The organism is Sphingobacterium sp. DR205, from assembly GCF_011064245.1.
In the GTDB taxonomy this organism is placed as follows: domain Bacteria; phylum Bacteroidota; class Bacteroidia; order Sphingobacteriales; family Sphingobacteriaceae; genus Sphingobacterium; species Sphingobacterium athyrii.
In genome coordinates, this window is sequence record NZ_CP049333.1 from 1,745,149 (window position 1) to 1,770,405 (window position 25,257).

The following is a 25,257-nucleotide window of genomic DNA, read 5'->3' on the forward strand; positions in this document are numbered from 1 at the left end:
ATTAAATTTCAAACCTTTGTTGTTTAATTGGAAGTGCTTATTTTAGGATTTCAAAGATGCATTATATGTAGAGTAATAATATTGAAGATGAGAAATGAGAAATTAGTATTAGGTATGCTTGTCTTTGAGGGATTTGAATTGCTAGATGTCTTCGGTCCATTAGAGATGTTCGGGTTTCTTAAAGAGCAGGTGGAGATCTTTCTGATCGGAGAGAGGCTTGGAAAGATTCAAAGTACAGCGGGCCCATCAGTTATCGTCGACAAAACGTTTGAAGACCTATCGGCCTTGGACATTTTAATGATTCCAGGGGGTGCCGGCACGAGAACGGAAGTGACCAATGAGAGCCTTATTCAAAAAATTAGCCGATTGGCCAGAAGCTCAAAGCATGTTGCTACCATTTGTACTGGGGCAGCACTCTTGGCCAAAACAGGGTTATTAGATGACAGGAGAGCAACAACAAATAAGAGAGCATATAATTGGGTCGTGAGCCAGAATGAGAAAGTTAACTGGATACATAAAGCTAGATGGGTGGAGGATGCTAATTTTTTTACGTCCTCGGGAATATCTGCAGGAACTGATATGTCTTTGGCACTTATCGCGAAACTATTTGGCAGGGAACAAGCCTTGGCTATTGCACAGCGAACGGAATATAATTGGGACGATGACTCTACAAATGATCGGTTTGCGGAATTGAACAAGCTATTGGACTAAAAATTATGGAAAAATAGATTGGACATTTGTTATTAATTAACCTTCCTGACTGCAAATTGGAGACGCTTAAAACATGTATTGACAGAATGGATATTAACGACTTGATCTCTTGACAATAATTGAATAGTTATGAAAAATCAGAAATAATAATCGCCTAGATTTCTCAGTTTGAAGGCTTCTGTTATTTAACAATTTGATAATACCTGATTATTAACTTTGTTGAGCAGCATAATCAGATCAAGGACGTGAATTATATTATTATTGTAGGGGCAACCCAAGCATTATTGGCACTGGGTATTTTATTAAAAAATAAAAAAAACAATCGGCAGCATGATAATATTCTTTCGTATTTATTAGCTGCCATTTTTTTACACTTGGCTATCACCTTTATATTGAATGTCTTTTGGCCCAATTCAAAGATCCATCAACAGTTCAATACATTTATTGCTTTGGCCTACCCAGGACTGTTATGGTGTTATATGAGCTATCTTGAACATAGAGGAAAGCCTATTGATATCCTTTTGGCCATGTTTCCATCGATGTGTGCGTTGGTTGGCTATTTTTGGATCGCCGCTTATGTGATTAACCGTTCCGGTGAATTACCGCCATTTATTAAAATGTACAATTCGATATCTGGTTATGCATATACGATATTATATATTCATTACCCTTTAAAGATTCTCGCTAGGATTGAGAAGATACCGATGTTCTGGAAGTTGGAAAAGCGTATGATCAAATTAGCAGCTTGTCTATTCCTATTGATCGGCTTGGCATTTCTTTTCATCACTTCCTGTGCCCAACTATTTGATATATCTACTTATTTTTCTTTTATCCATTTATGGTTTCGGGTATTTATCTATTCTATTTTGGTGATTATCTGTATATCCATAATCTATGTCAAAGTAAGTTCTTTTCTTTACATTCACATGTATCAACAAGAAGAACTAAACGAGCCAAATTCTGCCGATAATCTTAAAGACTCGATAGCGATTATCGGTGACATGCCTACTTATCTATCTGCAGCAGAAAATGAAAAGAACACTAGTGTGGACTATGCCGGTATCTTAGAGAACGTAGAAAACTTGATGACCCAACATAAGGTGTTTTTAGATCCCAATCTCACACTCGAGAGCCTGGCGGCAAGGGCCGGGGTATCACGTCATCACCTTTCCGAAACATTGAATCAGTATAAAGAAAAATCTTTTTATCAGTATGTCAACGAGTATCGGATTATGGAAGTGGTTAGCCTGATGGATAAGTATAGAAGTAGGGGAGAGAACATCAATATCCTCTCGTTGGCATTTCAGGCTGGATTCCATTCCAAATCTTCGTTCAATCAATATTTCAAGAAAGTCCAGGGCTGTACTCCATCAGCCTACTTAAAAGAAAAACCATATTATAACCTACTTAATACCTAATATGTATTGCTTTATCAGTCGCAAAAACTTTTTCAATACGTCAGGGAAAAGAGTATTTCAGTGTCATTAAATAGGTGCCAATCCGTCGATAATCAAAGCTTAATAAAAAATTAACATTTGTAACTAACATAGGTACAGGTGTTTATGTCTTCTGTTTCAAGTAGTACGTTCTTCTTTATCGAGAAAGACGACCCTTATTCTATGAAATATCAATTTCGCAGCAAATAACAAAATTGATTGCATGATATGAAAAGAACGTTATTCTTTTTGATTTGGTTGATGCCTATTTTTCTACAGGCACAACAAATCACAGGAGCTGTCACTTCAACGACCGATGAGGTATTGCCCGGAGCAACAGTACAAGTTGGAAAGGTTGCGACACAAACCAATCTTGAGGGTAAATTTACGTTGATCTTAAAAGAAAAAGGACGTATCCAACTTTCCATTTTCTACACCGGTTACCAGGGATTCACACTGGATACAGTAGTTTCCACAGAAGGTATCCATTTGGGAAACATTAAATTACAACCCTCAAACAATAGCTTGGGTGAGGTCATTGTAGTAGGGTCTTCTGCCGGCTCTCAGCTTAAAGCACTGAATATTAAAAAGAGTGCAAATGCTATTATGGAGGTGCTGGCTGCTGATGCCATTGGTAAACTGCCAGATCGAAATGCAGCAGAAGCCGTCCAACGTATTCAAGGCGTCTCTATCGAACGGGATCAAGGCGAGGGAAGGTATGTTTCGGTACGGGGTACACCTATCCAATGGAGCGCTTCACTGTTAAATGGAAATAGGCTTCCTTCTGCTAGTCTCGATTATGCGGACAGAAGAATTCAGATGGATATTTTTCCATCCGAAATGATTCAATATGTACAATTGTCAAAAGCGATCACGCCTGATATGGAAGGAGATGCTATTGGTGGGTCGATCAATTTTATTACCAAGACAGCGCCACTTAAGCGTACGCTAAACATCAGTGCTGCCGGTGGATACAATGGGCAGTCTCAAAGAGCATCATATAATGGCTCTCTTCTCTTTGGCGATCGTGTTGCCAATGGAAAATTGGGCTATATCCTTTCGGCAGTGATCTGGGACCGAACAGCCGCCCAAGATCGATACAATCTAAATTATGATTTTGGAAACAGCAATGCGGGCCAAGCTTTTTCTATTACCGATCTCCAATTACGCGATTATATAGCCCACAGACGCACCATTGGGTTTAATGGAGGTCTTGAATATGCTTTCAATGAAAGGCATAAAATTATCTTCAAGGGACTTTATAGTGAGTACCTGGATGCGCAACGGGTGCGTGAAAATTATTTTTATTTTAATACTAAAACAGCAACTATAACAACGCGAGCTGCGGATTATCATACAAATCTTTATTCCGGAGAGCTGAGCGGACAATCGAATTTTTCTGAAAAAATAGGATTGGATTGGTCCTTTAGCATGGATAAATCTGCATTTAAATTTAAAGATCCGGACTACTATCCTATGGCGACTTTCTCTCAAAAAGTTTCTTACGATGGTATGGCTGCAGATGGGAAGAAATACCTCGCCATGGACTCACCGGATGGAGAGGGGGACTATATCGACAAAATTCTACCACAGCTTTCATCTACCACCCCTATTAGTGCTGAGGCTATGAAGTTAACACAAGTTGTCAATATCAGGAGCAAAAACCAGGAGAGTAACAAACGTGCTGGAATCAATTTAAAATATACGCCTAGCAGTTCGCTTACCATCAAAGTTGGTGGAAAATTTATTCATAAGGACAAAAACGTAGAAAATCCCTATAGCGTTTATGTGGCAGGTGTCTCAGGACCAGCTCCGACACTCGCCGGTTTAGGCACTGAACCCTATCCATATCGTGGCGGTTTTTTGACCGAAATTGGATCACCTTACAGCAATGTGCTTATCGACCAGATGTCGATGGAATCAGTCAGACAGCTTGCCTCGCCAGCAGGGATTGCAGACAATAAGCTGTACCCTTTCCGCGTTGATTCTGCTGAAAACGCCTCAGGTGCAGCTAACTATTACAGTGGAAGAGAAAATGTATACGCCATTTATGGTTCTGCTGAATACAAATTGACTGATCAGCTTACAGTAATTGCAGGTATACGAAACGAATACAACAAAGTCACTTTCTCTGGCAGCAAAGTATCTACTCTCGGAGACAAATCCCCTCAAGTCGAGGCCATTAATCAGGACAATAGCTACAACGCCTTTCTACCTATGTTGCACCTGAAGATCAATGCGACTGAAAATGATCTTATTAGACTGGCATTTACGCGAAGCTTCGCGCGTCCCGATTTTGGAAACCTCAATCCGGGTACAACCCAAGACGATATCAACCGGATCATTACACGGGGAAATCCCAACTTGAAACCTACTTTTGCCAGCAACTTTGACCTGATGGCTGAGCATTATTTCGGTGGTATTGGTATGGTGTCGGTAGGAGCATTCTATAAAAAACTTTCCAATTTGATTTATTCAAATCAATCTACCCAAAATATCAATGGTGTCATGTTCAATGTAAACGAACCGGATAATCTCCAAAATGCTTGGTTAGCAGGTTTTGAAGCCGGGATATCCAAGCGATTTGTCGATTTACCGGGGATATGGAAAGGATTTGGTATAGATGCCAACTATACGTTTACAGATTCTAAGGCTAAAGTTCCGCGCTTTGACAAGGGAAAACGAATAGAAGATGAAAGCGTGATTCCCAAGCAGGCTAAACACATTTTTAATCTTTCCCTAATCTTTGAAAATAGCAAATTTATGGCCCGTATTGCCGGAAATTACAAAGGAAAATACCTCGATGCCATTCGGCAGATTGCCGGACCTGAACATTACCGGTGGTATTCGAGCAATTTTTCAGTGGACTTTTCTTCTTCTTATTCGATTAACTCCAAGTTCAGAATATTCGCTGAGTTAAATAACATTACTGGTGCCCCAGTACGCTATTATCATGGTGTATATGATCGTGCAGAACAAGCCGAATGGTATTCTGTACGCGGCCAGGTCGGAATCAGCGCAAAACTTTTTTAAACAATAGCAATATGAAATTAAAACAAATCACTTTCATCAAAGTATCCTTGCTTTCGCTGGGTATAGGAACAGCCTTTGCTCAGCAGCCCGAGTTATCACAGCTTGATCAGCACAAGATTAATCAGATTCAGGTGCTTGGTACACACAATAGTTATGCAAGGCCAGTAGATCCACGTCTCGCGGCATATGCTGACCCCATTTTTTCGAAAATGTCGGAGAAGATGGCAACACTATTTCCTCCTGATAAACTGAGCTCATTTAAAGAATTCCATCCCAATCCAATGACAATGAGTGAAGGGTTGAAATACGATCACCCAGCGTTTGACGTACAACTTGATAGCGGTATCAGAAGTTTAGAAATGGATGTATATTACGATCCCACAGGACATCGGTTTGATAGACCTGCCGGATATGAAGTACTAAATAAAATGGGAGTTTCGGATCTGGCTCCATATCAAAAAGAAGAGCTGGAAAAACCCGGTTTCAAGATGCTACATATAGCGGATTTTGATTTTCGATCACATTATGCCTCCTTCCGTAGCGGGCTTATAGCTTTGCGGGCTTGGTCAGAAAAGAACCCCGGACACCTACCTGTTTTCATTATGGTCGAAGCTAAAGATAAGGGCATTCCGCTTTTCCCCAATAGTGCCGATATACTTCCATTTGATGAAAAAGCTTTTGATGAGTTGGATGCAGAAGTTGTCGAGGTGTTGGGAAAAGAAAAGCTCATTACACCTGATGATATACGTGGGGATTACGGTACTTTGCGTGAAGCAGTGCATGCTGGTCATTGGCCCAGTGTCAAGGCATCCCGTGGAAAATTTATTTTCTTGCTACTGCCAACAACAGCAGGGATGAATCTTGAATCTGCTTATACCAAAAACAGACCTAATCTTGAAAAGCGGATGATGTTTGTGCAGTCAAATCCCAATGATAGCTTTGCATCTTTTGTTCTGTTGGATAATGCGCTGGTCCGCCAACAGGAAATTCAGGATCTGGTGCGAGCAGGGTATATCGTCAGGAGTAGATCCGATATTGAAACATATGAAGCCAAGATCAACGATTACAGTAGGGCAGATGCGGCATTTAACAGTGGCGCTCAAATTGTTTCTACAGATTTTTTTAGACCAGGAAACGGTTACCATACTTCCTATTATGTAAAACTGCCAAACAGTAAGGTCGCGCGCCCAAATCCTATAAATAGTATGATGAAAAAGTCCAAGCATATGGGATCTGTAAAGTGATAGATATACTGGCAGCTATGCTAATACTATTGAAGAACTGAGAAATCAAGGTCGTTTGGAAAAAATTCCGAGCGACTTTATGCTTTGTGGTTTATTGCTGCCTGAGATTCATAGCCCAGTATTTATAATTGCATAAAGGAAGCTATCCAGTAAATAAGGAATTTATGCCAGACCAGGAAAGGGGGCTGTTTTGAAGTAAAAAAATGAACCCCAAGATTTTTATTTCCTGGGGTATAATGGCTATTCGTCCATATCATTATGAGGATTATGACTTTGCCCCCATTCCTTTCCTTCATGTGAATGTTCAGGTCGATGGGAGTTTGAGCCTGCAGCAATTCCCTGCTCTAGTTCGATCACAGATATGTGGATCTGCGGTGTGCAATAACTTTGTTTCTTGTCCATGATTTTGTTTTTTTTTAATTGTGTAATTATTTGTTTTAGTTATACCATATAGCTAAAGACTTTATATAAGTGTGATTTAGCTAGTCTTCGCTATATATGTTTTTCTTTAACTTCTAAAATTTCGTGTTACAATTATATTGGTATCCCTTTGATTAACTATGATGTTTTTAGGTCTATGAGTTTGGTTGTAGAGAAATGTTTACAGTTTTTAATATAGATGTTTTAATATATTGTAATTTAAATTGCGTGATTGTGGGCTGAGGGTTATTTGGAGTAGGATCTAAGAGCGATGCTCATTTTTACCCAGAATAAAAGTTTAAGTATCCCTTTGTAACGGGGATTTGCTAACCTAATACTCTCTTTCATGAGTACTGTCTTTATTCTTTAATGCAGTGATCATTTCGGTCCGCAATGAAGTGTTGAGTACAGGTGTTGGCAGGCTTGTTATAATGCAATCGTTAGGATCTGTGGCATCACCGTTAGCAACCAATTGAAACCATGCCATAATCGTATTTCTTCTATTTCAAGATTTTTGCTCGAAAAGAGGGCATTAAGTGCCCTAAAAATCATTTATGTCGCACATATAATTGCTTCGCCCGACGAATTGATCGCACCGACATATTTAAAGGCGTGCCGGGTATAATGATAGTTACAAGACCCTTTCTTGTACTTGTCTGGTACGCTGACCGTATCGCGCTTTCTCACAAACTTCCATAAAAAAAGCTAATCTCTTGATTAGCTTTTTTTATGGAAGTTTGTGAAATTTAAAAATTCACAAGACCATTTGCGCCCAGCGCCATGTAAAGATTGATTCTTTCGATCCGCTGTTGGAGGTCAAGATCTATGGTATTCATCTCCCTTTTTATGAGGTCTCTTTGCTTTTGGAGTAGAATAAAGCTGTTGTTACTACCTATTTTTATTTGTTTTTTTGTTAAATCTATATTTTTCTCCAACGATGAGATTGCCTGTTGTTGGTATATCTCCTGTTTATCGATAGAACCCAAATTTGCTAAAGCAGATTCGACTTCATTGAAAGCTATTAGGACCGATTTCGCATACTCTTCCACCGCTTGCTTTTGTTGTGAGGTTTTTATCTCGACATTCTTTTTTAGTTTTCCATTATTAAAAATAGGGGTCGTTATACCACCGCCAACTTTGATCAAAGGATTAGAAAATAAATTACTGATACCAGCGACATTGGTTTCTGCTGCGCCAAAACCTGCTCCGATATTAAGGGCGGGCAGTCTCGCTGCTTTGGCTTCCTGAACCTGATAGAAATTGGATTCTATTTGAAATTGCTTGGCCATAATATCGGCCCTCTTTTCTAATATATTGAGCGGGAAATCTGTGGGAATATGCTGTTCCAACGCTGAAAATTTAGCATTTACTTTTGTCAAACCTGCTGGATATTTCCCACAAAGGATCTCTATACTCCTGCTTGATTGCGTATTCGCATTCCTAATTTTTTCAAGATACGAATTCAAGAGAATAGATTCGCTTTCAATATTAGATATGTCCAGTGCATTTGCGGTTCCTACTTTATTTTGAATGATCAAGATTTTTTTCAATTCTTCGGTTTTCGCTATGTATTCGCTGATTTTTTGTTCTTGATATTGTCCCGCAATATTTAGGTAATAAGCCTTTGCGATCATTCCGGCGATAGACTGCTCTAGCATTTTTTGTTGAAACTGCGCGGAGAAATATCGACTTACACTTGCCATTTCCGCAGACTTATTTTTTCCCCAGAGGTCAAGCTCCCAGCTTGCTTTAAGCTGCAGCTTGCCGATATGACTCCCGCTGATAAGATTGTTGCCCGTATTCGCCAGGGCATTGACGCTGGGATAAAGGTTACTTCCGGCAATATCCATCGTCAATTCAACTTGATCCAATGTTTCTTTGGAAATGATAATATCCGCATTGTGGGCAAGCCCTTCCTTGATCAAGCGTTTGAGTTCTGGTGTCAGTAGTTCGTTCAACCACTCATAGGAAAAAGCAGATTGATTTTGAGCTTTATCTTGGATCCATTTATCAGAAATTTCAATATTCGCCTTTACCACGCTCGAGTTTTTTAAATTTTCAACCGTTTCTGGTGTTGCATTTTTGTAACCGATACAAGAAGTCAAGTTTACGAACAAGAGAATTCCAATACCTATTTTTTTTATCATTTTAATGCAGTTTTGGAATTAAGAAGTTGAGTTTGCTGCTTACACGTACCATCACTTTCCGGATAAGATGTAAGGGTTTGATATGGTCGGAATAGATGACTGCTGTTCCTCTTGCACCCACGGTCAGCGGTTGTTCGTTTTCATCCAGCACAAATTTAGCGATGAGTTTTCCATCCGTTTCGGGCTGTAGACGTGCCGTTTCCGGAATTCCCGAAGTTGTTCCATTGCCGCCAAGCATTCCACCGGCATTGTTCATGATTCCTTGGCTCGTCGCATCAACCACGTATTCCAATTTGGCTTTCACCACTTTTCCGGGAGCAGTTTTTAGGGCAAGTTCCACTTCATTTCCAATTTTTACCGTTTCTAGTTCATTTTGGGAGAAGAAGGCAACAATGGATTGCTGTTTTTGAATCAATACAAAAGCTGATTTAAAAGGCGCCATCATGGCTCCTTCGTTCAGCTGTACGTTCGGTATTAACCCGTCAGTAGGTGCTAAAACCACTGTTTGTGAAAGATTCCATTTCGCCTGATCCAATTTTGCTTTTATTTCTGCGATGGAAGCGTTTTCGCCATGATGTGTTGAATGGTATTTGGCTTCTAAAGATGACTTTTGTGCCTGTGCAGCACTAATTCGCGATTGTAGATCCTGCGAATTAGCGACAGCTTGTTCAAGGTCAAATCTGTTCGCAGCACCAGCAGCTACGAGCTCCTGGTATTGTTTTATTCTTTTATTGCTTAATTCAAGCTGGGATTGTAAGCTCAAAACGTTTTTGCGGGAGGCCTCAATATCCGAATTGTAGGAGGATACGGTGGATTTCATATTGCTTAGTTGGGCTTCCAATGATTTTATCTCCTGTTCGTAGGGTACTGGATCTATGGTAAATAGCGTATCTCCTTTTTTTACTTCTTGATTTGTCTTTACATATACTTTCTTTACTTTGCCCAATGTTTGGGTCGTAATGTCCACACTTCGGTTACCTACTTTGACGTCCGATGTTATTGGACAAAAATAGTTAAGGCTCAATATAAGGGCAATAGACCCAAAAATTGGCAATGAAAATACCACGACCTGTGTATTGAAATTCCAGGGGATCAGGTTTAATTTTTTGATAAGAAGCCAGCAAATACCAGCATATATTCCTATGAGTAGTTCTAACATAATTTTTTGTTTTTGATGATTCCGTATTCACGGAATTTATTTCTTGTCTTCGGCAGATTCCTCGTTCTTTGCTGACGAAGAATCTGTTTCTTCTAAACCTGAAGAAGATGTGTTATCTTTTTTGTAATCATAGTTGGCCCATATTAAAGCAACCGGCCAAAGAAGTCCGCCAAATATTAGCGACAGCAAACACATGCTTTTTATGGCGCTCAATTGCGGATGATTTTTCTTCTCCGCAACTTTTTCGGGATAGATGTGTACTTTCCAAAATAGAAAAATTCCCGCCAGCGGTAAAATGAATATAATAAGCCATGATGCGATGTCAGCGATGGTGTCCTCTGCTCCGCCGGTAGACGCATGCGAAACGCTGCAGAACAGTAGTAAGGGCAGTGTTGCCAATAATTTTTGCATGATAAAGTAAATTTGGTGTTAAAAATCTCGGCAATATCAATTAAGATAAAGCCGAGCATCACGAAAACATGATTTAAAACGAATCGTTAGTTCCATATTCTTCGCGAATTAGGTTTCGCAAAAAATCAACATTTTCATGGTAAACTGTAACTTGTTGAGGGCTCAGAACCTGGTCAAATGTTCGGTCCGTTTTCTTTAGCGCCCTTAGCCTTTCCATTGCGTTAGCCGCTTGAAAGTTTATTTGATAAATCTGCTCGGCCTGCGTTGCTGTCATGTTTAAAAATGACATTTCTTGGGTCATGTAAGTGCCAACCTTTTCTACATTCGATGATTGTGCATTTACGGCATTGGTTTGTAAAAGTACGAATAAGCTTAGCACACCTATTCTTACAAAAAAATTGTTCATTTTCTTTTCGTTTTAAATCATACTATTTGTGCAAAATGCTGTTTCACAGCTTTTTTTGACACAGCAAAATTAGAACGAATAAGCCTGGGAAAAGTATTCTTAAGTTAGTTTTTTGGTGGCCGTTTTTTTTGTATACGTGCCGTTAGTCTAGACAGTGAATTGGGGGTGATGCCCAGAAAATTGGCGATATGTTTTCGGTTTGTATTTCTGGTGATGTAAGAACGGTTTTCAAGGAAAACCTCATAGCGGGCACTCGGAGAATCACTGCACAATTGTTCGGTACGTATGCGTAGTGTATCAATGACAATTTTCAATGATTTTATATAGAACTGAAATATTCCTTTGTATCGGAAAGCCAAATCTTCAAATAGATCTTTGGGAAAGAGTAACAATTGCGTGTCGACAGCTGCTTCGATGGTGTATTTCGTTTCCTTCTGATCAGCATAATATTCTGGAATTCCGGCAATAAATGCGTGGTCGGCCTCTGAGGAGAAAAAAACATTGTTCTCGGTACCGTCATCTGAATAGAAATACCAGCGCAGCAGGCCTGTCGTGAGCACAAAAACCGAATCAAACTTATCTTCCGTTTTTACAAGTTTTGTTTTTTTTGGAAGAAATAGCGGTTTGCATATTTTAGACAATTCGAGCCGTTCTTCATCATTCAGTTGTTGAAGGCACTCTAAATGTTTTAATATTTCCGATTGGGTCAGCATCAGTAGCAGCGTATAAGTTCAAATTTAAGAAAAATAGCTTTTATTTTTATGAAATAACTACCCTGTTCGAAACATTCGTCTTTTGTATTTAAAAGCTTTTACCTAAAGTAAACTACAATAAATCACAAATGGATTTATTGCAAGAGCTTATAGACTCTTTTTTGTAAATTTAAGTCTTCGTAGCAAAGTAGGCCAACAGCCCGAACGGAATAGCGTAGGTGCAACAGGCTATAAAAATTAAGTAAGTTCATAACATAAAAACATGTATGGAAAGATTTGATCGTAAAAATCACTGGGAAAATATTTACCGAACCAAGGAGCTTAAAGAGACAAGCTGGTATCAGCAAACACCGCAAACATCCTTGGATTATTTAAGTGCTTTCAATGTACCTGTCTCTGCAAAAATTATTGACGTTGGTGGTGGCGATAGCTTGCTGGTAGACTATCTATTAGATTTGGGATATGAAGATATTACGGTCTTAGATATTTCGGAAAAAGCAATTGACAGAGCAAAACAACGGTTAGGCGATAAAGCTGATAAGGTAAAGTGGATCGTTGAGGATATTACTCATTTTGCACCTACAGAATGCTATGATTTCTGGCATGACCGGGCAGCTTTTCATTTTTTAACAAGCGAAGATGATATTGCAGGTTATCTAGCGAAGGTAAAAGAAAATATAAATCCAGATGGTATTTTAGTTATAGGCACATTTTCTGAGCAAGGTCCAAAAAAATGCAGCGGCATTGAGATCAAACAGTATTCCGAAATAAGTTTAACAAATCAGTTCAAGGATTATTTTAGTAAGATCAATTGCCATAGCGTAAACCATCGGACACCATCTGACACGACACAGAATTTTGTGTTTTGTAGCTTTCGAAAGTTGGCTTCGTAATTATCCGATCGTAGAATTGGCAAAATTTCCAAGGGGCGCACCATTCGTGAATTTGTAGTTGCCGTGCTGGTTATCCCGACTTTATTTAATTTCATATGGTTGTCCGTTTTTGGTAAGTCACATGAATTAATGATGTTTTAACGCTTGTTGGACAAGTTCTTTGTAATTGGTACCAATTGGAATCACCTGTTTAACGATTTCGACATCGTTTACTGTAAAAGCTGTAATTTTATTGATATTAATGAGGAATGACCGGTGAATACGTAAAAAATTGAATTGCCTTAATTCTTGTTCAATTACGGTGATCCTATATTTTGTAGTCACTTTTCGCTGGCTACAATGGATGGTTATATAATCCTTGTTGCTTTCAATGTAAAGAATATCTGCAATCTCCAACCTATGAAATTTCCCACCGGACCTAATCGTGATCGCTTGATCTTTTGATGTTGGCAATATGTTTTGAGGCTGAATTTCTCGGTTTCTAAGATAACGGTCTATTGCTTTAAAAAAACGCTCAAAAGTAATCGGCTTTAATAAATAGTCTACAACATCCAGATCATATCCCTCTACAGCATATTCCCTGAAAGCAGTCGTAATAATAACAGCTGGGGGATGTCTTAGCGTTTTTAAAAAATCTATTCCATTTAGCTGTGGCATTTTTATGTCCAAAAACATAAGGTCAATTGCTTGATTCCGTATGATTTCCAGCGCTTTTAAGGCATTGCTCGAAGTTGCTGTCACTTCGAATATCTCCATTCTTTTTAGATGAGTCTGGAGCAACTGAATTGCCAACGGTTCATCATCAACTAAAAGACATCGTATCTTTACCTTTGAATCGAGTATCATCACTAGTCAAATTTGATATGGTGAGTAAAGTTACAAATCTGCCATCTGAAATGTAAGTTCTAAATTCATGATTTTTAGTGTAGGCCAACGCTAATTGTTTGCTTATATTGCTCATCCCTATCTTTTTCGTGTATTCATGTTCTTTTTGACCAACAAATGTATTCTCTACTTTAAACTTTAAAGTGCCTGCCTGCACTGTCAGATCAATAGCGATGCGTGGATCGCCGATATCCTCTCCAGCACCATGTTTGAATGCATTCTCCAGGATAGATAATAGGATTAGTGGGACGACCTGCACGTCTTGTTCGATTGTATGATCAAAACTGACGTTTAAGCGCTTGTCGTATCTAATTTTTTCCAATGCAATGTAATTCTCCAGCAGATTGACCTCGGTAGATATCGGGACATAATTGCTGTTGCAGCGATATAATATATGATCTAGGATTTCGGCCAATCCCGCTATAGATGAAGAAGTGATTGGAGAATTGACCAATGAAAGACTATAGATGTTATTTAAAGTATTAAATAGAAAATGTGGATTTAATTGTGCTTTTAAAGCATTTAACTCAGCTTCGGCCTTTTCCTTTTCTAACTGTAATGTATGTTGTTTTGTCAGATACTGGTTTTTAGCAAGTTTAATAAAACCGAAAATCCATGCCAACGAAAAGTTTTGAATGAAATAAACCGTGATGAGTTTTCTGAGATCCGTAAGAATTTCTACGATCGGCTCCTGGCTATATGGGGGGGTGCGTATCAAGGGTTCCAGCATATAGACAACCATGATTCTTGAAGTGGCACTAATTAAATAGCTCCCCATTATGAAATAAAAAATAACAATCAAATAATGTTCTCCTTTTTGAAACTTTGGAATAATAAAATAAGCGACAAAATAAGAAGCCATCATATAAAAAGAAACGTAAAACAGATTCTGGATCAGCATATCACGGATGCTCATATCCGTTTGATATTGAGGGACAATAAAAACGACCAGCCAGAATAGTATATGGCTCGAAACCCGATAAATCATGCTATACCTAATAGCTTTTTCTACAATTGACATGTTTATATCAAACGAGTTTATCAACATTTCAATCATTCAGTTTCGAATAGCGAGATTCTGGGCAATACGGATTTACAATAATCGCGCAATCCATAGTAAGGTAATTTACTGTGAAATTTTTTAACCAAAATATTGTCTAATTCGATCTTTAATAATTAATATAAAACAACATGAAAAAATCACTTCTTTACATTTTACTTATCAGCTCGACCACACTACTTTGCTGTGGAAGCAAAGATGATGACCCGGTTCCCGAGCCACATGCATCCGAATCTAGCTGGAAACTCGGCACCTATTCCTATAACAGAGGAGCCTCTGCCCAAACTAATACCAGTGGTTTAGCGGGCATATCAGTTACAACTTCCGGAGACGGGGGTAATTATGGTGCCTATTCGGGCAGTGCATTAAATGTTATTTTTCGATCTTCTTTGGGAGCAGGGAAATATACTTTAACGACCAGTAGTGTTATGTCGGCTAATCCCAACGTACGCTATATGGCGCTAACCTGCACCGTGGGAACTGCAGTATCAAGCGGTGCTGTTGGTTATGTAGCAACTGCTACCTCAGGTGGAACGGCCGACGTTACGATAGATGCCAATGGCAAATACCATGTCAACATTACGACTCCAGTTACGCTAGTAAAAACGGTAGTAACTGGAGGTGGAATCCCAGGAGCACCAAGCACTTATAATTTAACGGTGAAAAACGCCTATTAAAACGGCAGAGATAGCTCATAAATTTAAAAATCCTATTTCATCAACAGGCAAGTGCTAACTAATAATAAGCCCGTAATGAGGGACGGGTTTATTATTTGTTAATCTTCCTCTCGATCCGAAAGTATTGCGATCATGTCAATCTTGGAAGATTTATCTGTTGAGTAGATGGATGATGGTGCTCGCATTTAAAAAGTAGGCGGTGCTGTGTTTAGATCCGAATCCAAAAAGTCATTGATCATAGGCTTAAGCCAATCCATTCTATACATTATGCCAATATGTGTTGTACCGGGCACAATCGCTAGTCTGGACTTTGGTAGACCATGTATATCGCCCATTTTACCACCTCCCAATGCTGTATATAATTCCAGTGCATGTTCATACCGTATTCCATCGGCGTCGCCAATAACTTGAAATAACGGTGCCTTTATCGCTTTTACTTCTTTAGACCAGTCATAAGGCTCGAGATCAATCTGGATTACCTTTTTTACAAATTCCGGAAAGTGTTTGGGATCATTGCCGAGGCTATCGTATTGTTTCTCGATCGGAGATCCCTTGAACATATCGGCATTTATAGTGGAATACATTTTCTCTACATCCGGCCACCAGCCATCATGTTTATAGCTCCCTGATAGAACAATGAGGCGGCGAACCTGATCGGGATGTCTTATTGCTAGCTGATAGGCAATTCCACCACCCATGCTGTAACCCAGGATGTCTGCACTGTCAATTTTCAGATGTTTTAACAAGCCGGAGACATCGTCTGCCATACTTTCGTAGCTGATTTTGCGAGAGATATCCCTCGTACGACCATGCCCCTGCATTTCGGCGACAATAACCTTCCGGTCGGTGAAATATGGAATTATATTTGACCAATTTAACGGAATCGTCATATAGGAGCCGTGCAATAGCACCAAAGGTTTACCCTTACCATAAACTTCGTAGTACATTTTCAGCCCATTGACATCTGCATATCCGGTTGCCGACGCCCGGAGAGCTTTTCCACTCAATGAATCTTTTCGACTTGATTCCTGCGCCTGTTTCACAGGCGTTTGCACGCAGGATACTAAAAGTCCAAGGAAGATGGTCGTTGTAAACCACAATAGCGTTATTCTTTTCATATTCTTGATTTATTAAATTGTATATTACAAATATATAGACACAGCTGTATTCATCTTAGTCTATATATACGACAATTTGAGGGGGGAATAACGACAGCGGAGTGAATTTTTTACTTTTCACTTCTCATTTTATGAATTAATTAGATATTGGAATTCATGAATGAGGCTGTATCGGTTTTTTTTAAGATAAAGCTCACAATAGCGGTTAAAAATGTCTGCTCAAAAGCCATACAGCGCGCTGCGGCAGATATCTCGTCGTTGCGAAAATAAAGACGCAGGCAGCTTTTGTTAAAAAAACGATTTGCATTAGCACTCGCTCGTTCCTCTTTATTGACTCAACGCTCAAATATGTTAGGATATCCGCTAACTGGTCTTTCGTTAACGATACAGGAAGAAAGCTAATTTTCCAGGATTGTCTTGATATATCCTTTTCGCAATTCAGCAGGAAATAGATCAAGATGTCTTTTTAGACTTCCTGGACTTTCATCAAACGACATTACTGTTAAAAATTCATTCTCAATGGCGTTGCGGGTATACTGGTTCCCCCCCTGATAAAGCAGATTAACAACCTTTGCTATTTCCTGCACGCGTTCGATTTCATTTTCCGATCCTGAGTGGATCTTTTGCATACATACTTCCGCCAATTTATGAAGTAGTTCATAGTCTGCGAGGGTATCATCTATGCGTTCGATATCCGACATAAGGTCATTGGCTTCAGGAGCCCATTGGCATATGGTATTTATAATTTTTGTTTTCATTTAATTATTCCTTTTTTATTGGCTGATAAGATTTCAGTCTACATACTATATTTTTTCAAAAAAATCAATTGCATTTGTAAATAGACCGAAATGGGCTAAACCCGCTAGCGCCAAAATTATTGTCATCATGTTATTAAATTATGCCTCACTTAACTGTTTGAAAATTGCCCCGAAAATCAACACCACTATAAATGCGAAAAACAAAAGATGATATGATTTTAGCCATTTTGGAAACTGGGGAGGTTTTTTCCGTTGTCGCCATTTTACATTTTCTTTTTTCATTTCTAGTTTCTTTTCTATCCACTATGCCAAAATCTATTCCATTCTGGAGTTTTTTTTATTTAAGTTTTTGTATATAAATGTGTTATATTGTTTTTAGGTAGATAATATATACAAAAAACGATCATTTTGATAGGGTGATTATCAATATGATAGGCTGACATTAATTTTACTTTGATCTATGTAGGATTAGGTACTTTATCCGTATATTCACTTTCCTGAAGATCCCTTTTACGGAGAATGGTCTCTTTTTGGTCTGGTATTTACATTGCCGGTAACTATTGTAAGTTTTGGATACCGCTATGCCGAAGCAGATCTACTTTGCCCAGTATTTATCATTCAGGGGATTATGTTTGTGCTTACTTTTTTTATCCTGAGTCCTTTATTGAAGGTAAAACGAACTAAAATAGCTGTTGAAAATGAGAACGAAAAACTTTTGATAGAAAGATACTATAGGATAATTAAATGGACAATATAAACTCAAACTTTATCTATCTCGACTACAATGCGACCACCCCGGTAGATGAGCGTGTTTTGAATGAGATGCTTCCATTTTTTAGGACGGGATATGCTAATCCAAGTGGTTCGCATCTATTTAGTTTAACCATACAGGATGCTATGGACCAGGCGAGCGAAAACATTGCTGATAGACTGAGTACACTGCCCCAAAATATCATTTTTACTTCGGGTGCGACTGAATCAATTAACTTGGTCCTAAAGGGATTCCAATTTTCGCCAAAAAAACATATTGTCAGCATTTCCACAGAGCACAAAGCTGTTTTGGAAAGCTGCACTTTTATGGAGCGATTGGGATTTGAAGTTTCCTTTCTAAAGGTAGATCATCAAGGTATGCTCGATCTCAGATTGCTTAAAGAAAGCATTCGCGAGGATACGCTGTTGATTTGTACCATGCTCGTGAATAATGAAACGGGTATTATCTTACCGATAAAACAGATCTGTGAAATAGCGCATCAAAGCCATGCACTTGTTTTATGTGATGCAACACAGGCAGTTGGGAAAATGAATATAAGTCTTCAGCATCTAGATGTGGATTTTATGGCTTTTTCAGCACACAAATTTTACGGACCGAAAGGGATAGGAGGGCTGTATACCGCCAGTCGGGTTAAAGAGCAGGTGATACCTCAAATCCATGGAGGCGGACAACAACAAGGCTGGCGTAGCGGCACTGTCAATACCACCGGCATCATTGGGATGGCTGCAGCTTTGCGAATTGCGCTGGAAGACTTAGAAGTAGATCAACACCATATAAAACAGCTTCGAGATCACTTCGAGAGCGAACTCCTCACTATTCCAGATACATTCATAAATGGAAGTACGTCCCATCGGTTATTCAACACGACAAACATCTGCTTTAAAGGTGTACTGTCAGACCAGCTGATTACGCGATTGGGTACAATTTCGGTATCCAGTGGTTCGGCCTGTTCTGCGGTGACCTCAAGACCCTCACATGTGCTCAAGGCTATGGGGCTGTCAGATTTGGATGCCTTATCATCCATTCGATTTAGTCTGGGCCGATTTACGCGTGAAGCGGAAATCAGCCAGACCATTATGCGGGTCAAACAGCTTGTCGAAAAGCTGAGGACTTAATGTCCAACGTTTGCTCTCACTTGAAAGACATGCAACACCTGTGGAAATAATGCGCCTACACTTTCGCGTACACCATTAGGTGACCCCGGCAGGGTAAGCACCAACATGCGATCAACAAATCCTGAAATACCTCTGGACAACATAGCCGTTTTAACACGCTGCTGTCCGTATTGTCTTGCTGTTTCCATAATTCCGGGAATATTTTTGGTAATATATGGCATCACAGCATCTGGTGTAATATCTCGCTCCGAGAGTCCTGTACCACCCGTGAAGACCAGAAGATCTATGCCGGCTTGCCCATAGTGTTCCAGACGTTCTTGTATCGCATTCCTTTCGTCAGCAATTACCGCATAGGCAATATCGTGTAAGCCTTGTTGCTCCAAAAGATCGCAAAGGAGCCTGCCTGAGATATCTTCTTTATCTCCTCGAGCTACCGAATCGCTACAAACTACGACTGCAGCTTTAAGATCCGTGATCCAAGGTTGGGAATCATTGCTCTTCCCCCCTCGTTTCTCAAGTAACCGGATACCACCAATCTCCACCTGTTTGTCTATGGGTTTTAGCATATCATAAATAACAAGAGCTGCAACAGATGCTCCGTGCATGGCTTCAACCTCAACACCAGTCTTATAGACCGTATGTACTTCAACCTCAATATGAATTTGCAAGTCCAATAGGGTATACCGGATAGCTGCATATTCTACTGGTAAAGGGTGACAATCTGGAATCATATCGCCAGTTTTCTTGATTGCGAGTAATGCGGAGGCACGTGCAAATTCAAATATGTCGCCTTTCGGAACCTGTCGTTGTTCAATAAGCTTGATGGTATTTTCAGAAGAAACAAGTACCGTGGCCATTGCTGTTGCTTTCCTTAAAGTCGCACTTTTATGTGTAATATCAACCATATTATTTATTAATTTTCCATTGATGCGTATCGTCTTCAAATAGTTCTTTCCCCCAGATGGGCATTTCCTTTTTTATACGTTCAACAAGTTCGTCACAAGCATCCATCGCTGCGCGTCTATGTGCTGAAGATGTGAATACAAAGAAGCAAATTTCGCCAACCCGTACTTCACCTTCACTATGATAAACATGCATACAGGCTAATGGATACTTATCAAATACCGCTTCGCGAATCTCTGCCATTTTAAGCAGGGCCAGTTCTCGATTTGTCGTGTAATCGATGGATTTTACAGCCTTTCCATCGATCTGATCTGCTCTAATCTGTCCAAGAAAGATACTATGTGCACCTATTTTAGGTTTATTGTGATGCTGTGAGATAGCTTCAGCAACCAAAGTGGCCGGAATGGGTCCTTGAAAAAATATGTCGTTTTTTTGTTTAGTCATTTGTATAGTTTTCTAAGGCAATCATGCCGCCGTCCAAATGGAATATTTGTTGTCCGGCATCCGCCTGCTCATAAAAATACCGGGCAGCTATCAGGCTCCGTTTTCCGGTATGACAGATAAAAATAACACGTGTGCTATCTATTTTTTTGATTTGTGCTGATAATGTAGAAAGCGGAATGGATAGATGTGGATGTGACAGGCGCGGAAGTTCATTTGGATCGCGCACATCGACAAGGACAACATCTTCTGCAGACCACATTTCAACGAACTCTTTTGCATCTATCGCCTGTATTAGTTGGCTCTCCGATGCACAGTATTGTTCATAATTAAACGTACTCAACTCAGCTAAAGTTTGTGGGTAAACAGTTCCTGCGGATGCCGTTAAGGGTATTTCAAAGATAAAGCTGCTATTATCAAGCATATTGACCGTCATTAATTTATTAATCAAAGCGACACCAATACCGGTTAACAACTTGATGGCTTCGGTTGCTTGTAATATTCCGATCATACCGGGCAATACACCCAATACCCCTGCTACATTACAATCTGGAGCTTCCAAGGGTGTTGGAGCTGTAGGAAACAAATGCCGATAGTCTGTCTTGATTCCTTCTTTATCGGCCACATTGAATACAGCTACTTGTCCCTCATATTGGTAGATTGCAGCAAAAATCAATGGTTTATCTAATAAGCGGCAAGCATCGCAAAGTAGATATCGCGCAGCAAAATTATCTGTACAATCCATGATCAGGTCGTACGGACGGATCAAGTCGGCGACATTATTTGAATACAATTGTTCTACCCAATAGCGGATCTCAATTTCAGGATTCTGCTGCCTGAGCTTATTAGCCGCTACCTCAGCTTTAGCTCGACCGATGTCGTTGGTATCATACAGAACCTGGCGGTGCAGGTTGCTCAATCCGACATGATCATGGTCTATGATACCAAGTGTTCCAACCCCTGCCGCTGCCAGATATTGGAGTACAGGGCAACCTAGTCCTCCGGCACCAACGACGAGTACGCGGGCAGCTTGCAGCTTTTGTTGGCCTAATTCACCAAAACCCGGGAGGATATAATGCCTCGAATACCGTTCATTTCGCATCGCTTATCCTCCTGAATAGGGTGGCATTAAGGCAACGATATCATTTTCTTGAAATGTCACTGCTGTCTTAACAATGGTATTGTTCACGGCTATCAATAGGCTACGCTGTGCTAATTCAGCATGGTCGTGCGTTAATGTTGCCAATAACTCTGTCGTATCGTTGGCTGTTATATAAAACTCCTTTGCCAATATATCTGTCAAGGAGCCAAAGGTCTTTACTTGAACTTTCATATTTTAATTCATTTTTTTTCAAATTTTCACCTCTTTCATTCAGCTTTGCCCCATCCCACAATCAAAAGACGTGTTATCTATGCTTATTTTATCCAATTCGGAGAAATAGAGTCATATTGTTTTTTAAATTTATTAAGCCGAGGTAAATAGCAATTTATAGGCTGCAACAAACAGTACTGTGGCAAGTACGTATTTTAAAGCATCCTGTTTTAGTTTTTTCGATCCGAGATAGGCTCCTAACAGGCCACCAAGGAATGCAACTGCAATATACCCCCACATATGGGCATTGAACGATACACCTTTTGTCAGCATACCCCCAAGTCCCGACAATGAATTTACGAAAATAAATGCAGCACTGATAGCTGCAGTTTGTTTTTGATCTGTCCATTTAAGCAGGATCAGAAAAGGGGAGAGGATAATTCCACCGCCAATACCAATCATGCCTGAAAGTAGTCCTACAATGCCACCAATTGCCAGTGCACCATAACTGTTGTACGGTTTGAGCTCATCTTCGGCTGGACTTCTGAAAAAGAAAAAACGAAAAATCGGAAAGAGTAGCAGTAGTCCCAGCAACCTCTTGTACAAATGATCTTCTAAAGTGATCATACCGCCTATAAATGCCATGGGAACAGAGGTGATGGCTACCATCAAAAACAAATTTCGTTTGAAATAATGACCCCTGTAATATTGTATAAAGGATGTTAAAGAAACAAAGAGGTTAAGTACCAGTGCTGTAGGTTTCATCTCCTGCGGTGCGATCCCATAGATTGCCATCAATGCTAAATAGCCACTTGCACCACCGTGCCCTACTGATGCGTAAAGAAAAGCCAGAATAAAAAGGAAAAAATAAAAAAGCTCAAATTGCATGGCGCGATTACGTTAAAAGATGGATAAAAACTTCGTCTCCAGCAGCACAACCATTGCTATCCTCCTCGAGAATCAGCAGGCAATTGGCCTGTGCGTAGGATTGGAGGCGATAAGACTCTTGCGCGTGTAAAGGTTCAACAGTAAGTCCGTCGTATCGTGCCTTAAGGAAATGAGTTAAACCGGGCTTTTTACTATAAGCATGTGTTGTATGGGTTTTGATGGAACGTGTTCGCTCCGGAAGTTGCATGATACGCTCTAATGCAGGAGCGACGTAGAGGTAAAAACAGGTTAGGGCAGAGGACGGATTGCCGGGTAGCCCAAACACCAGCTTTTCATTTTGTGTGCCAAAAAAGAGGGGTTTTCCCGGTTTTTGTCGGATACGATGAAAACGCTGTTTAATACCGCAGTCCTTAGCCACATCCACCACGTAATCGTAGTCACCTACGCTGACACCGCCAACTAAAAGAACAATATCAGCTTCATCCAATGCATTCTCCAAAGCTGCCCGAAGTTGGCTTCTGTCATCCGGTACATGCCGACTTTCGACATGCAGTATGCCTAGCTGCTGCAGTGCGGCTTTTAGCTGATAGGAGTTAGACTCGTAAACTTCCCCATATCCAAGTATTGTACCAATAGGTTTCAGTTCATCTCCGGTTAAAATAAGTTGTATCCGCGGTGGCGCAGTAACAAGAACATCCCTGCATCCGATGCCTGCGAGATAGCCAATAGCCGCCGGGGTCAATGCTGTTCCTGTGAGCATGGCGATACTGTCTGCCGGAACTTCTGACCCTGTAGGGCGTACATTGTCCCCCAACTGGAGGGTTTCATCGCTAATCCGGATTGTATTTGCGTCACTCAAATCTACTTTTTCCTGCATCACCACCGTATCTGCTCCTCGAGGCAACGGAGCTCCAGTATAAATGCGCATCGCCTGTCCCTCTGTCAATATTTTTTCAACCGTGGTACCTGCGGGAATTTTGTCTACGACAGGAAGTCCACGATCTTTGTCGCTATATCGAATAGCGTAACCATCCATCGATGACTGCGGAAAAGCAGGGATTGACTGCTCGGCAACAACGGTTTGGGCCAGCGTGTAGCCCAACGCTTCCGCTAAGGGAAGCCGTATTTGTTTTGGATTAGGCAGATGATGATGGATAATATCTTTGGCCTGCTGAACACTGATAAACTGATGAGGTAGATTGAAATAATCTTCTTGCGTATCGATATCATACTTTGCGGCCTCATAAGAGAATATGACCCGATCGTCGGAAAATTGTTCGGCGACTTTTTTAGCTCCCTGTTGTCCCTCCAGGCGCATCAGATGTTCAAAGTATTTTTTGTCAAAAAGTACCGGGGCTCCCCATATTCCGGAAAAACCGGTTGCTACAATACCTTTATCAGTACTATTTGCCAATTGAATAAGTTGCTGAAAGACATGGCGGTCAACAAAAGGTTGATCACATAGACTGATTATACAACGGTCCAGATTGGGATGATGTTTTAGTAGATCGCTTAAGCCCACAACAATAGAGGTAGACATACCTGTTGTCCAATGCGGATTGATTGCCACAGAGACATTACTATCCTTCAATGCCATATTGATTGGGTCAGGATAAGCACCTATCACGACAGATACCTTAACATCGGGTATTGCAAGAGCCTCCCTGCTGATACGTTTCAATAAAGTCTCACCCTCAAATTCGAGCAGTTGCTTAGGTAGGCCGAGCCGCGAAGAATTTCCGGCCGCCAATATCACTATACCTGTTTGCTTTGTCATCCGCCAATGGTTATCATACTTCGATTCTTGAGAAAATCGGTGTCAATATGTTCAAAATCTGTTGATAATTGTCCCCCCAATTCTTTTGCTTTGGCGCTAATCGTAGCTCGGATCAATGGAAGCACTTCTTCGCCGGTCCGTAATGCTTTCAATAGATCGGTTTCACTTGAAGAGAATAGGCAATTTTTAAGTTTCCCGTCCGCTGTAAGCCGTATCCGGTTACATCCTGCACAAAAAGGGGCGGTCATTGTACTTATAATAGCAATACGCCCAGCATGTCCTACAATCGAAAATGCTTTAGCGGTATCGTGTGGACCTGCAGTGATCGGTTCTATGGGATAGCTCCGCTTGATAGTCGCTAAAATGTCGGCCTGTGTATATACTTGGTTGCTGGTCCATTTGTTACCACTGAATGGCATAAACTCGATAAAACGGATTTCTATTGGCTTCATCACTGTCCATGCAACAAAATCTAAAATCTCATCGTCATTAACGCCTTTCATGACCACCATATTGATCTTGGTATGGATTCCATGTTCAAGCAAAAGGTCTATATTGGCACGCACACGGTCAAAATAATCTCTTCGGGTGATCTGAAAAAATCTTCCGGGTTGCAAGGTGTCCAGACTGATATTGATGCTTTTGAATTTTGCGTCTACAATCTGAGACAACATGTCGTTGATACGGATTCCGTTGGTGGTCATATGGAGTTCAACCGGAAGTTTGGACAGACAGGCTATAATATTGGCTGCATCCTTGCGGACCAATGGTTCCCCCCCTGTTAGGCGTATTTTGCTGATTCCTTGATCGACAAACAATCGAGCTAATTGCTCAATTTCATCCACCTGCATCAATTTGTCATTCGGTGTAAAGCTGTACTCTTCCTCCGGCATGCAATAGAAACAACGGAGGTTGCAATTATCGGTAAGCGATATTCTCAGGTAGTTGTGTATCCGTCCAAATGTATCCGTTAGCATG

25 protein-coding genes are annotated in these 25,257 nt (G+C 40.3%); 7 read left to right on the forward strand and 18 right to left on the reverse strand.

Going from position 1 to position 25,257, the window contains the following annotated elements; all coding sequences use genetic code 11:
* The first annotated feature begins 87 nt into the window (after positions 1–87).
* The 4 genes from G6053_RS07340 to G6053_RS07355 all read left to right on the forward strand — a co-directional run bounded on the left by G6053_RS07340 (position 88) and on the right by G6053_RS07355 (position 6,424).
* The gene (locus G6053_RS07340; protein WP_206531883.1) at positions 88–711 is read left to right on the forward strand and encodes a DJ-1/PfpI family protein; all 624 of its coding nucleotides are present in this window, start codon (positions 88–90) and stop codon (positions 709–711) included.
* Between the two features lie 245 nt (positions 712–956).
* Positions 957–2,129, forward strand: coding sequence for a helix-turn-helix domain-containing protein (locus tag G6053_RS07345; RefSeq protein ID WP_165305993.1), 1,173 nt, complete (start codon positions 957–959; stop codon positions 2,127–2,129).
* Between the two features lie 246 nt (positions 2,130–2,375).
* Positions 2,376–5,180 carry a TonB-dependent receptor gene (locus G6053_RS07350; RefSeq protein ID WP_165305994.1) on the forward strand — a complete coding sequence of 935 codons (2,805 nt, stop codon included), beginning with the start codon at positions 2,376–2,378 and terminating at the stop codon, positions 5,178–5,180.
* An 11-nt stretch (positions 5,181–5,191) separates the two neighbouring features.
* Entirely contained in the window at positions 5,192–6,424 is a 1,233-nt protein-coding gene (locus G6053_RS07355; RefSeq protein WP_165305995.1) for a Ca2+-dependent phosphoinositide-specific phospholipase C, read from the forward strand.
* Between the two features lie 240 nt (positions 6,425–6,664).
* Here the strand turns inward: G6053_RS07355 and G6053_RS07360 are convergent, their stop codons facing one another.
* The 7 genes from G6053_RS07360 to G6053_RS07390 form a co-directional block, all read right to left on the reverse strand.
* Entirely contained in the window at positions 6,665–6,826 is a 162-nt protein-coding gene (locus G6053_RS07360) for a hypothetical protein (RefSeq protein WP_165305996.1), read from the reverse strand.
* Positions 6,827–7,175: 349 nt separating this feature from the next.
* Positions 7,176–7,331, reverse strand: a complete 156-nt coding sequence (locus tag G6053_RS07365) for a hypothetical protein (RefSeq protein ID WP_165305997.1) — start codon at positions 7,329–7,331, stop codon at positions 7,176–7,178.
* 259 nt (positions 7,332–7,590) lie between these two features.
* Positions 7,591–8,991 (reverse strand): TolC family protein, encoded by a 1,401-nt coding sequence (locus G6053_RS07370; protein ID WP_165305998.1) that lies wholly within the window; start codon positions 8,989–8,991, stop codon positions 7,591–7,593.
* A 1-nt stretch (position 8,992) separates the two neighbouring features.
* Positions 8,993–10,150, reverse strand: a complete 1,158-nt coding sequence (locus G6053_RS07375) for a biotin/lipoyl-binding protein (RefSeq protein ID WP_165305999.1) — start codon at positions 10,148–10,150, stop codon at positions 8,993–8,995.
* Between the two features lie 36 nt (positions 10,151–10,186).
* Positions 10,187–10,561, reverse strand: coding sequence for a DUF3302 domain-containing protein (locus G6053_RS07380; RefSeq protein WP_165306000.1), 375 nt, complete (start codon positions 10,559–10,561; stop codon positions 10,187–10,189).
* 73 nt (positions 10,562–10,634) lie between these two features.
* The gene (locus G6053_RS07385; protein WP_165306001.1) at positions 10,635–10,967 is read right to left on the reverse strand and encodes a hypothetical protein; all 333 of its coding nucleotides are present in this window, start codon (positions 10,965–10,967) and stop codon (positions 10,635–10,637) included.
* 104 nt (positions 10,968–11,071) lie between these two features.
* Entirely contained in the window at positions 11,072–11,680 is a 609-nt protein-coding gene (locus tag G6053_RS07390; protein WP_165306002.1) for a Crp/Fnr family transcriptional regulator, read from the reverse strand.
* A gap of 266 nt (positions 11,681–11,946) precedes the next feature.
* Between G6053_RS07390 and G6053_RS07395 the strand changes: the two genes are divergently transcribed.
* On the forward strand, positions 11,947–12,573 hold the full coding sequence (locus tag G6053_RS07395) for a class I SAM-dependent methyltransferase (protein WP_165306003.1): 627 nt from the start codon (positions 11,947–11,949) through the stop codon (positions 12,571–12,573).
* A 126-nt stretch (positions 12,574–12,699) separates the two neighbouring features.
* Here G6053_RS07395 and G6053_RS07405 read toward each other — a convergent pair whose 3' ends face one another.
* Positions 12,700–13,329: a LytTR family DNA-binding domain-containing protein gene (locus G6053_RS07405; RefSeq protein WP_241254943.1), complete on the reverse strand. Its 630-nt coding sequence runs from the start codon at positions 13,327–13,329 to the stop codon at positions 12,700–12,702.
* 46 nt (positions 13,330–13,375) lie between these two features.
* Entirely contained in the window at positions 13,376–14,479 is a 1,104-nt protein-coding gene (locus tag G6053_RS07410; protein WP_165306005.1) for a sensor histidine kinase, read from the reverse strand.
* A gap of 170 nt (positions 14,480–14,649) precedes the next feature.
* On the opposite strand from G6053_RS07410, the gene G6053_RS07415 reads away from it, so the two are divergent.
* Positions 14,650–15,195, forward strand: a complete 546-nt coding sequence (locus G6053_RS07415) for a hypothetical protein (protein WP_165306006.1) — start codon at positions 14,650–14,652, stop codon at positions 15,193–15,195.
* A gap of 185 nt (positions 15,196–15,380) precedes the next feature.
* On the opposite strand, the gene G6053_RS07420 is transcribed toward G6053_RS07415, so the two are convergent.
* Both G6053_RS07420 and G6053_RS07425 read right to left on the reverse strand, forming a co-directional pair.
* Positions 15,381–16,313 carry an alpha/beta hydrolase gene (locus G6053_RS07420; RefSeq protein WP_165306007.1) on the reverse strand — a complete coding sequence of 311 codons (933 nt, stop codon included), beginning with the start codon at positions 16,311–16,313 and terminating at the stop codon, positions 15,381–15,383.
* 398 nt (positions 16,314–16,711) lie between these two features.
* Positions 16,712–17,071 (reverse strand): hypothetical protein, encoded by a 360-nt coding sequence (locus G6053_RS07425; RefSeq protein ID WP_108632697.1) that lies wholly within the window; start codon positions 17,069–17,071, stop codon positions 16,712–16,714.
* A gap of 744 nt (positions 17,072–17,815) precedes the next feature.
* Between G6053_RS07425 and G6053_RS07430 the strand changes: the two genes are divergently transcribed.
* Positions 17,816–18,958: a cysteine desulfurase family protein gene (locus tag G6053_RS07430; protein WP_165306008.1), complete on the forward strand. Its 1,143-nt coding sequence runs from the start codon at positions 17,816–17,818 to the stop codon at positions 18,956–18,958.
* Here the strand turns inward: G6053_RS07430 and moaCB are convergent.
* The 7 genes from moaCB to moaA all read right to left on the reverse strand — a co-directional run bounded on the left by moaCB (position 18,955) and on the right by moaA (position 25,256).
* Entirely contained in the window at positions 18,955–19,863 is a 909-nt protein-coding gene (gene moaCB, locus G6053_RS07435) for a bifunctional molybdenum cofactor biosynthesis protein MoaC/MoaB (RefSeq protein WP_165306009.1), read from the reverse strand. The two genes, G6053_RS07430 and moaCB, sit on opposite strands and share 4 nt — an antisense overlap.
* Before the next feature lies 1 nt (position 19,864).
* Positions 19,865–20,305, reverse strand: coding sequence for a molybdenum cofactor biosynthesis protein MoaE (locus G6053_RS07440; RefSeq protein ID WP_108632693.1), 441 nt, complete (start codon positions 20,303–20,305; stop codon positions 19,865–19,867).
* Positions 20,298–21,404, reverse strand: coding sequence for a HesA/MoeB/ThiF family protein (locus tag G6053_RS07445; protein ID WP_165306010.1), 1,107 nt, complete (start codon positions 21,402–21,404; stop codon positions 20,298–20,300). Before G6053_RS07445 ends, G6053_RS07440 begins: the two co-directional genes overlap by 8 nt.
* A gap of 3 nt (positions 21,405–21,407) precedes the next feature.
* Positions 21,408–21,635 (reverse strand): MoaD/ThiS family protein, encoded by a 228-nt coding sequence (locus G6053_RS07450; protein WP_108632691.1) that lies wholly within the window; start codon positions 21,633–21,635, stop codon positions 21,408–21,410.
* 132 nt (positions 21,636–21,767) lie between these two features.
* A complete protein-coding gene (locus tag G6053_RS07455) occupies positions 21,768–22,502 on the reverse strand; it encodes a sulfite exporter TauE/SafE family protein (RefSeq protein WP_165306011.1) in 735 nt (244 codons plus the stop codon).
* 7 nt (positions 22,503–22,509) lie between these two features.
* Positions 22,510–24,279 (reverse strand): gephyrin-like molybdotransferase Glp, encoded by a 1,770-nt coding sequence (gene glp / locus G6053_RS07460; protein WP_241254944.1) that lies wholly within the window; start codon positions 24,277–24,279, stop codon positions 22,510–22,512.
* Positions 24,276–25,256, reverse strand: a complete 981-nt coding sequence (gene moaA, locus G6053_RS07465) for a GTP 3',8-cyclase MoaA (RefSeq protein ID WP_165306012.1) — start codon at positions 25,254–25,256, stop codon at positions 24,276–24,278. Before moaA ends, glp begins: the two co-directional genes overlap by 4 nt.
* Position 25,257: the final 1 nt, after the last annotated feature.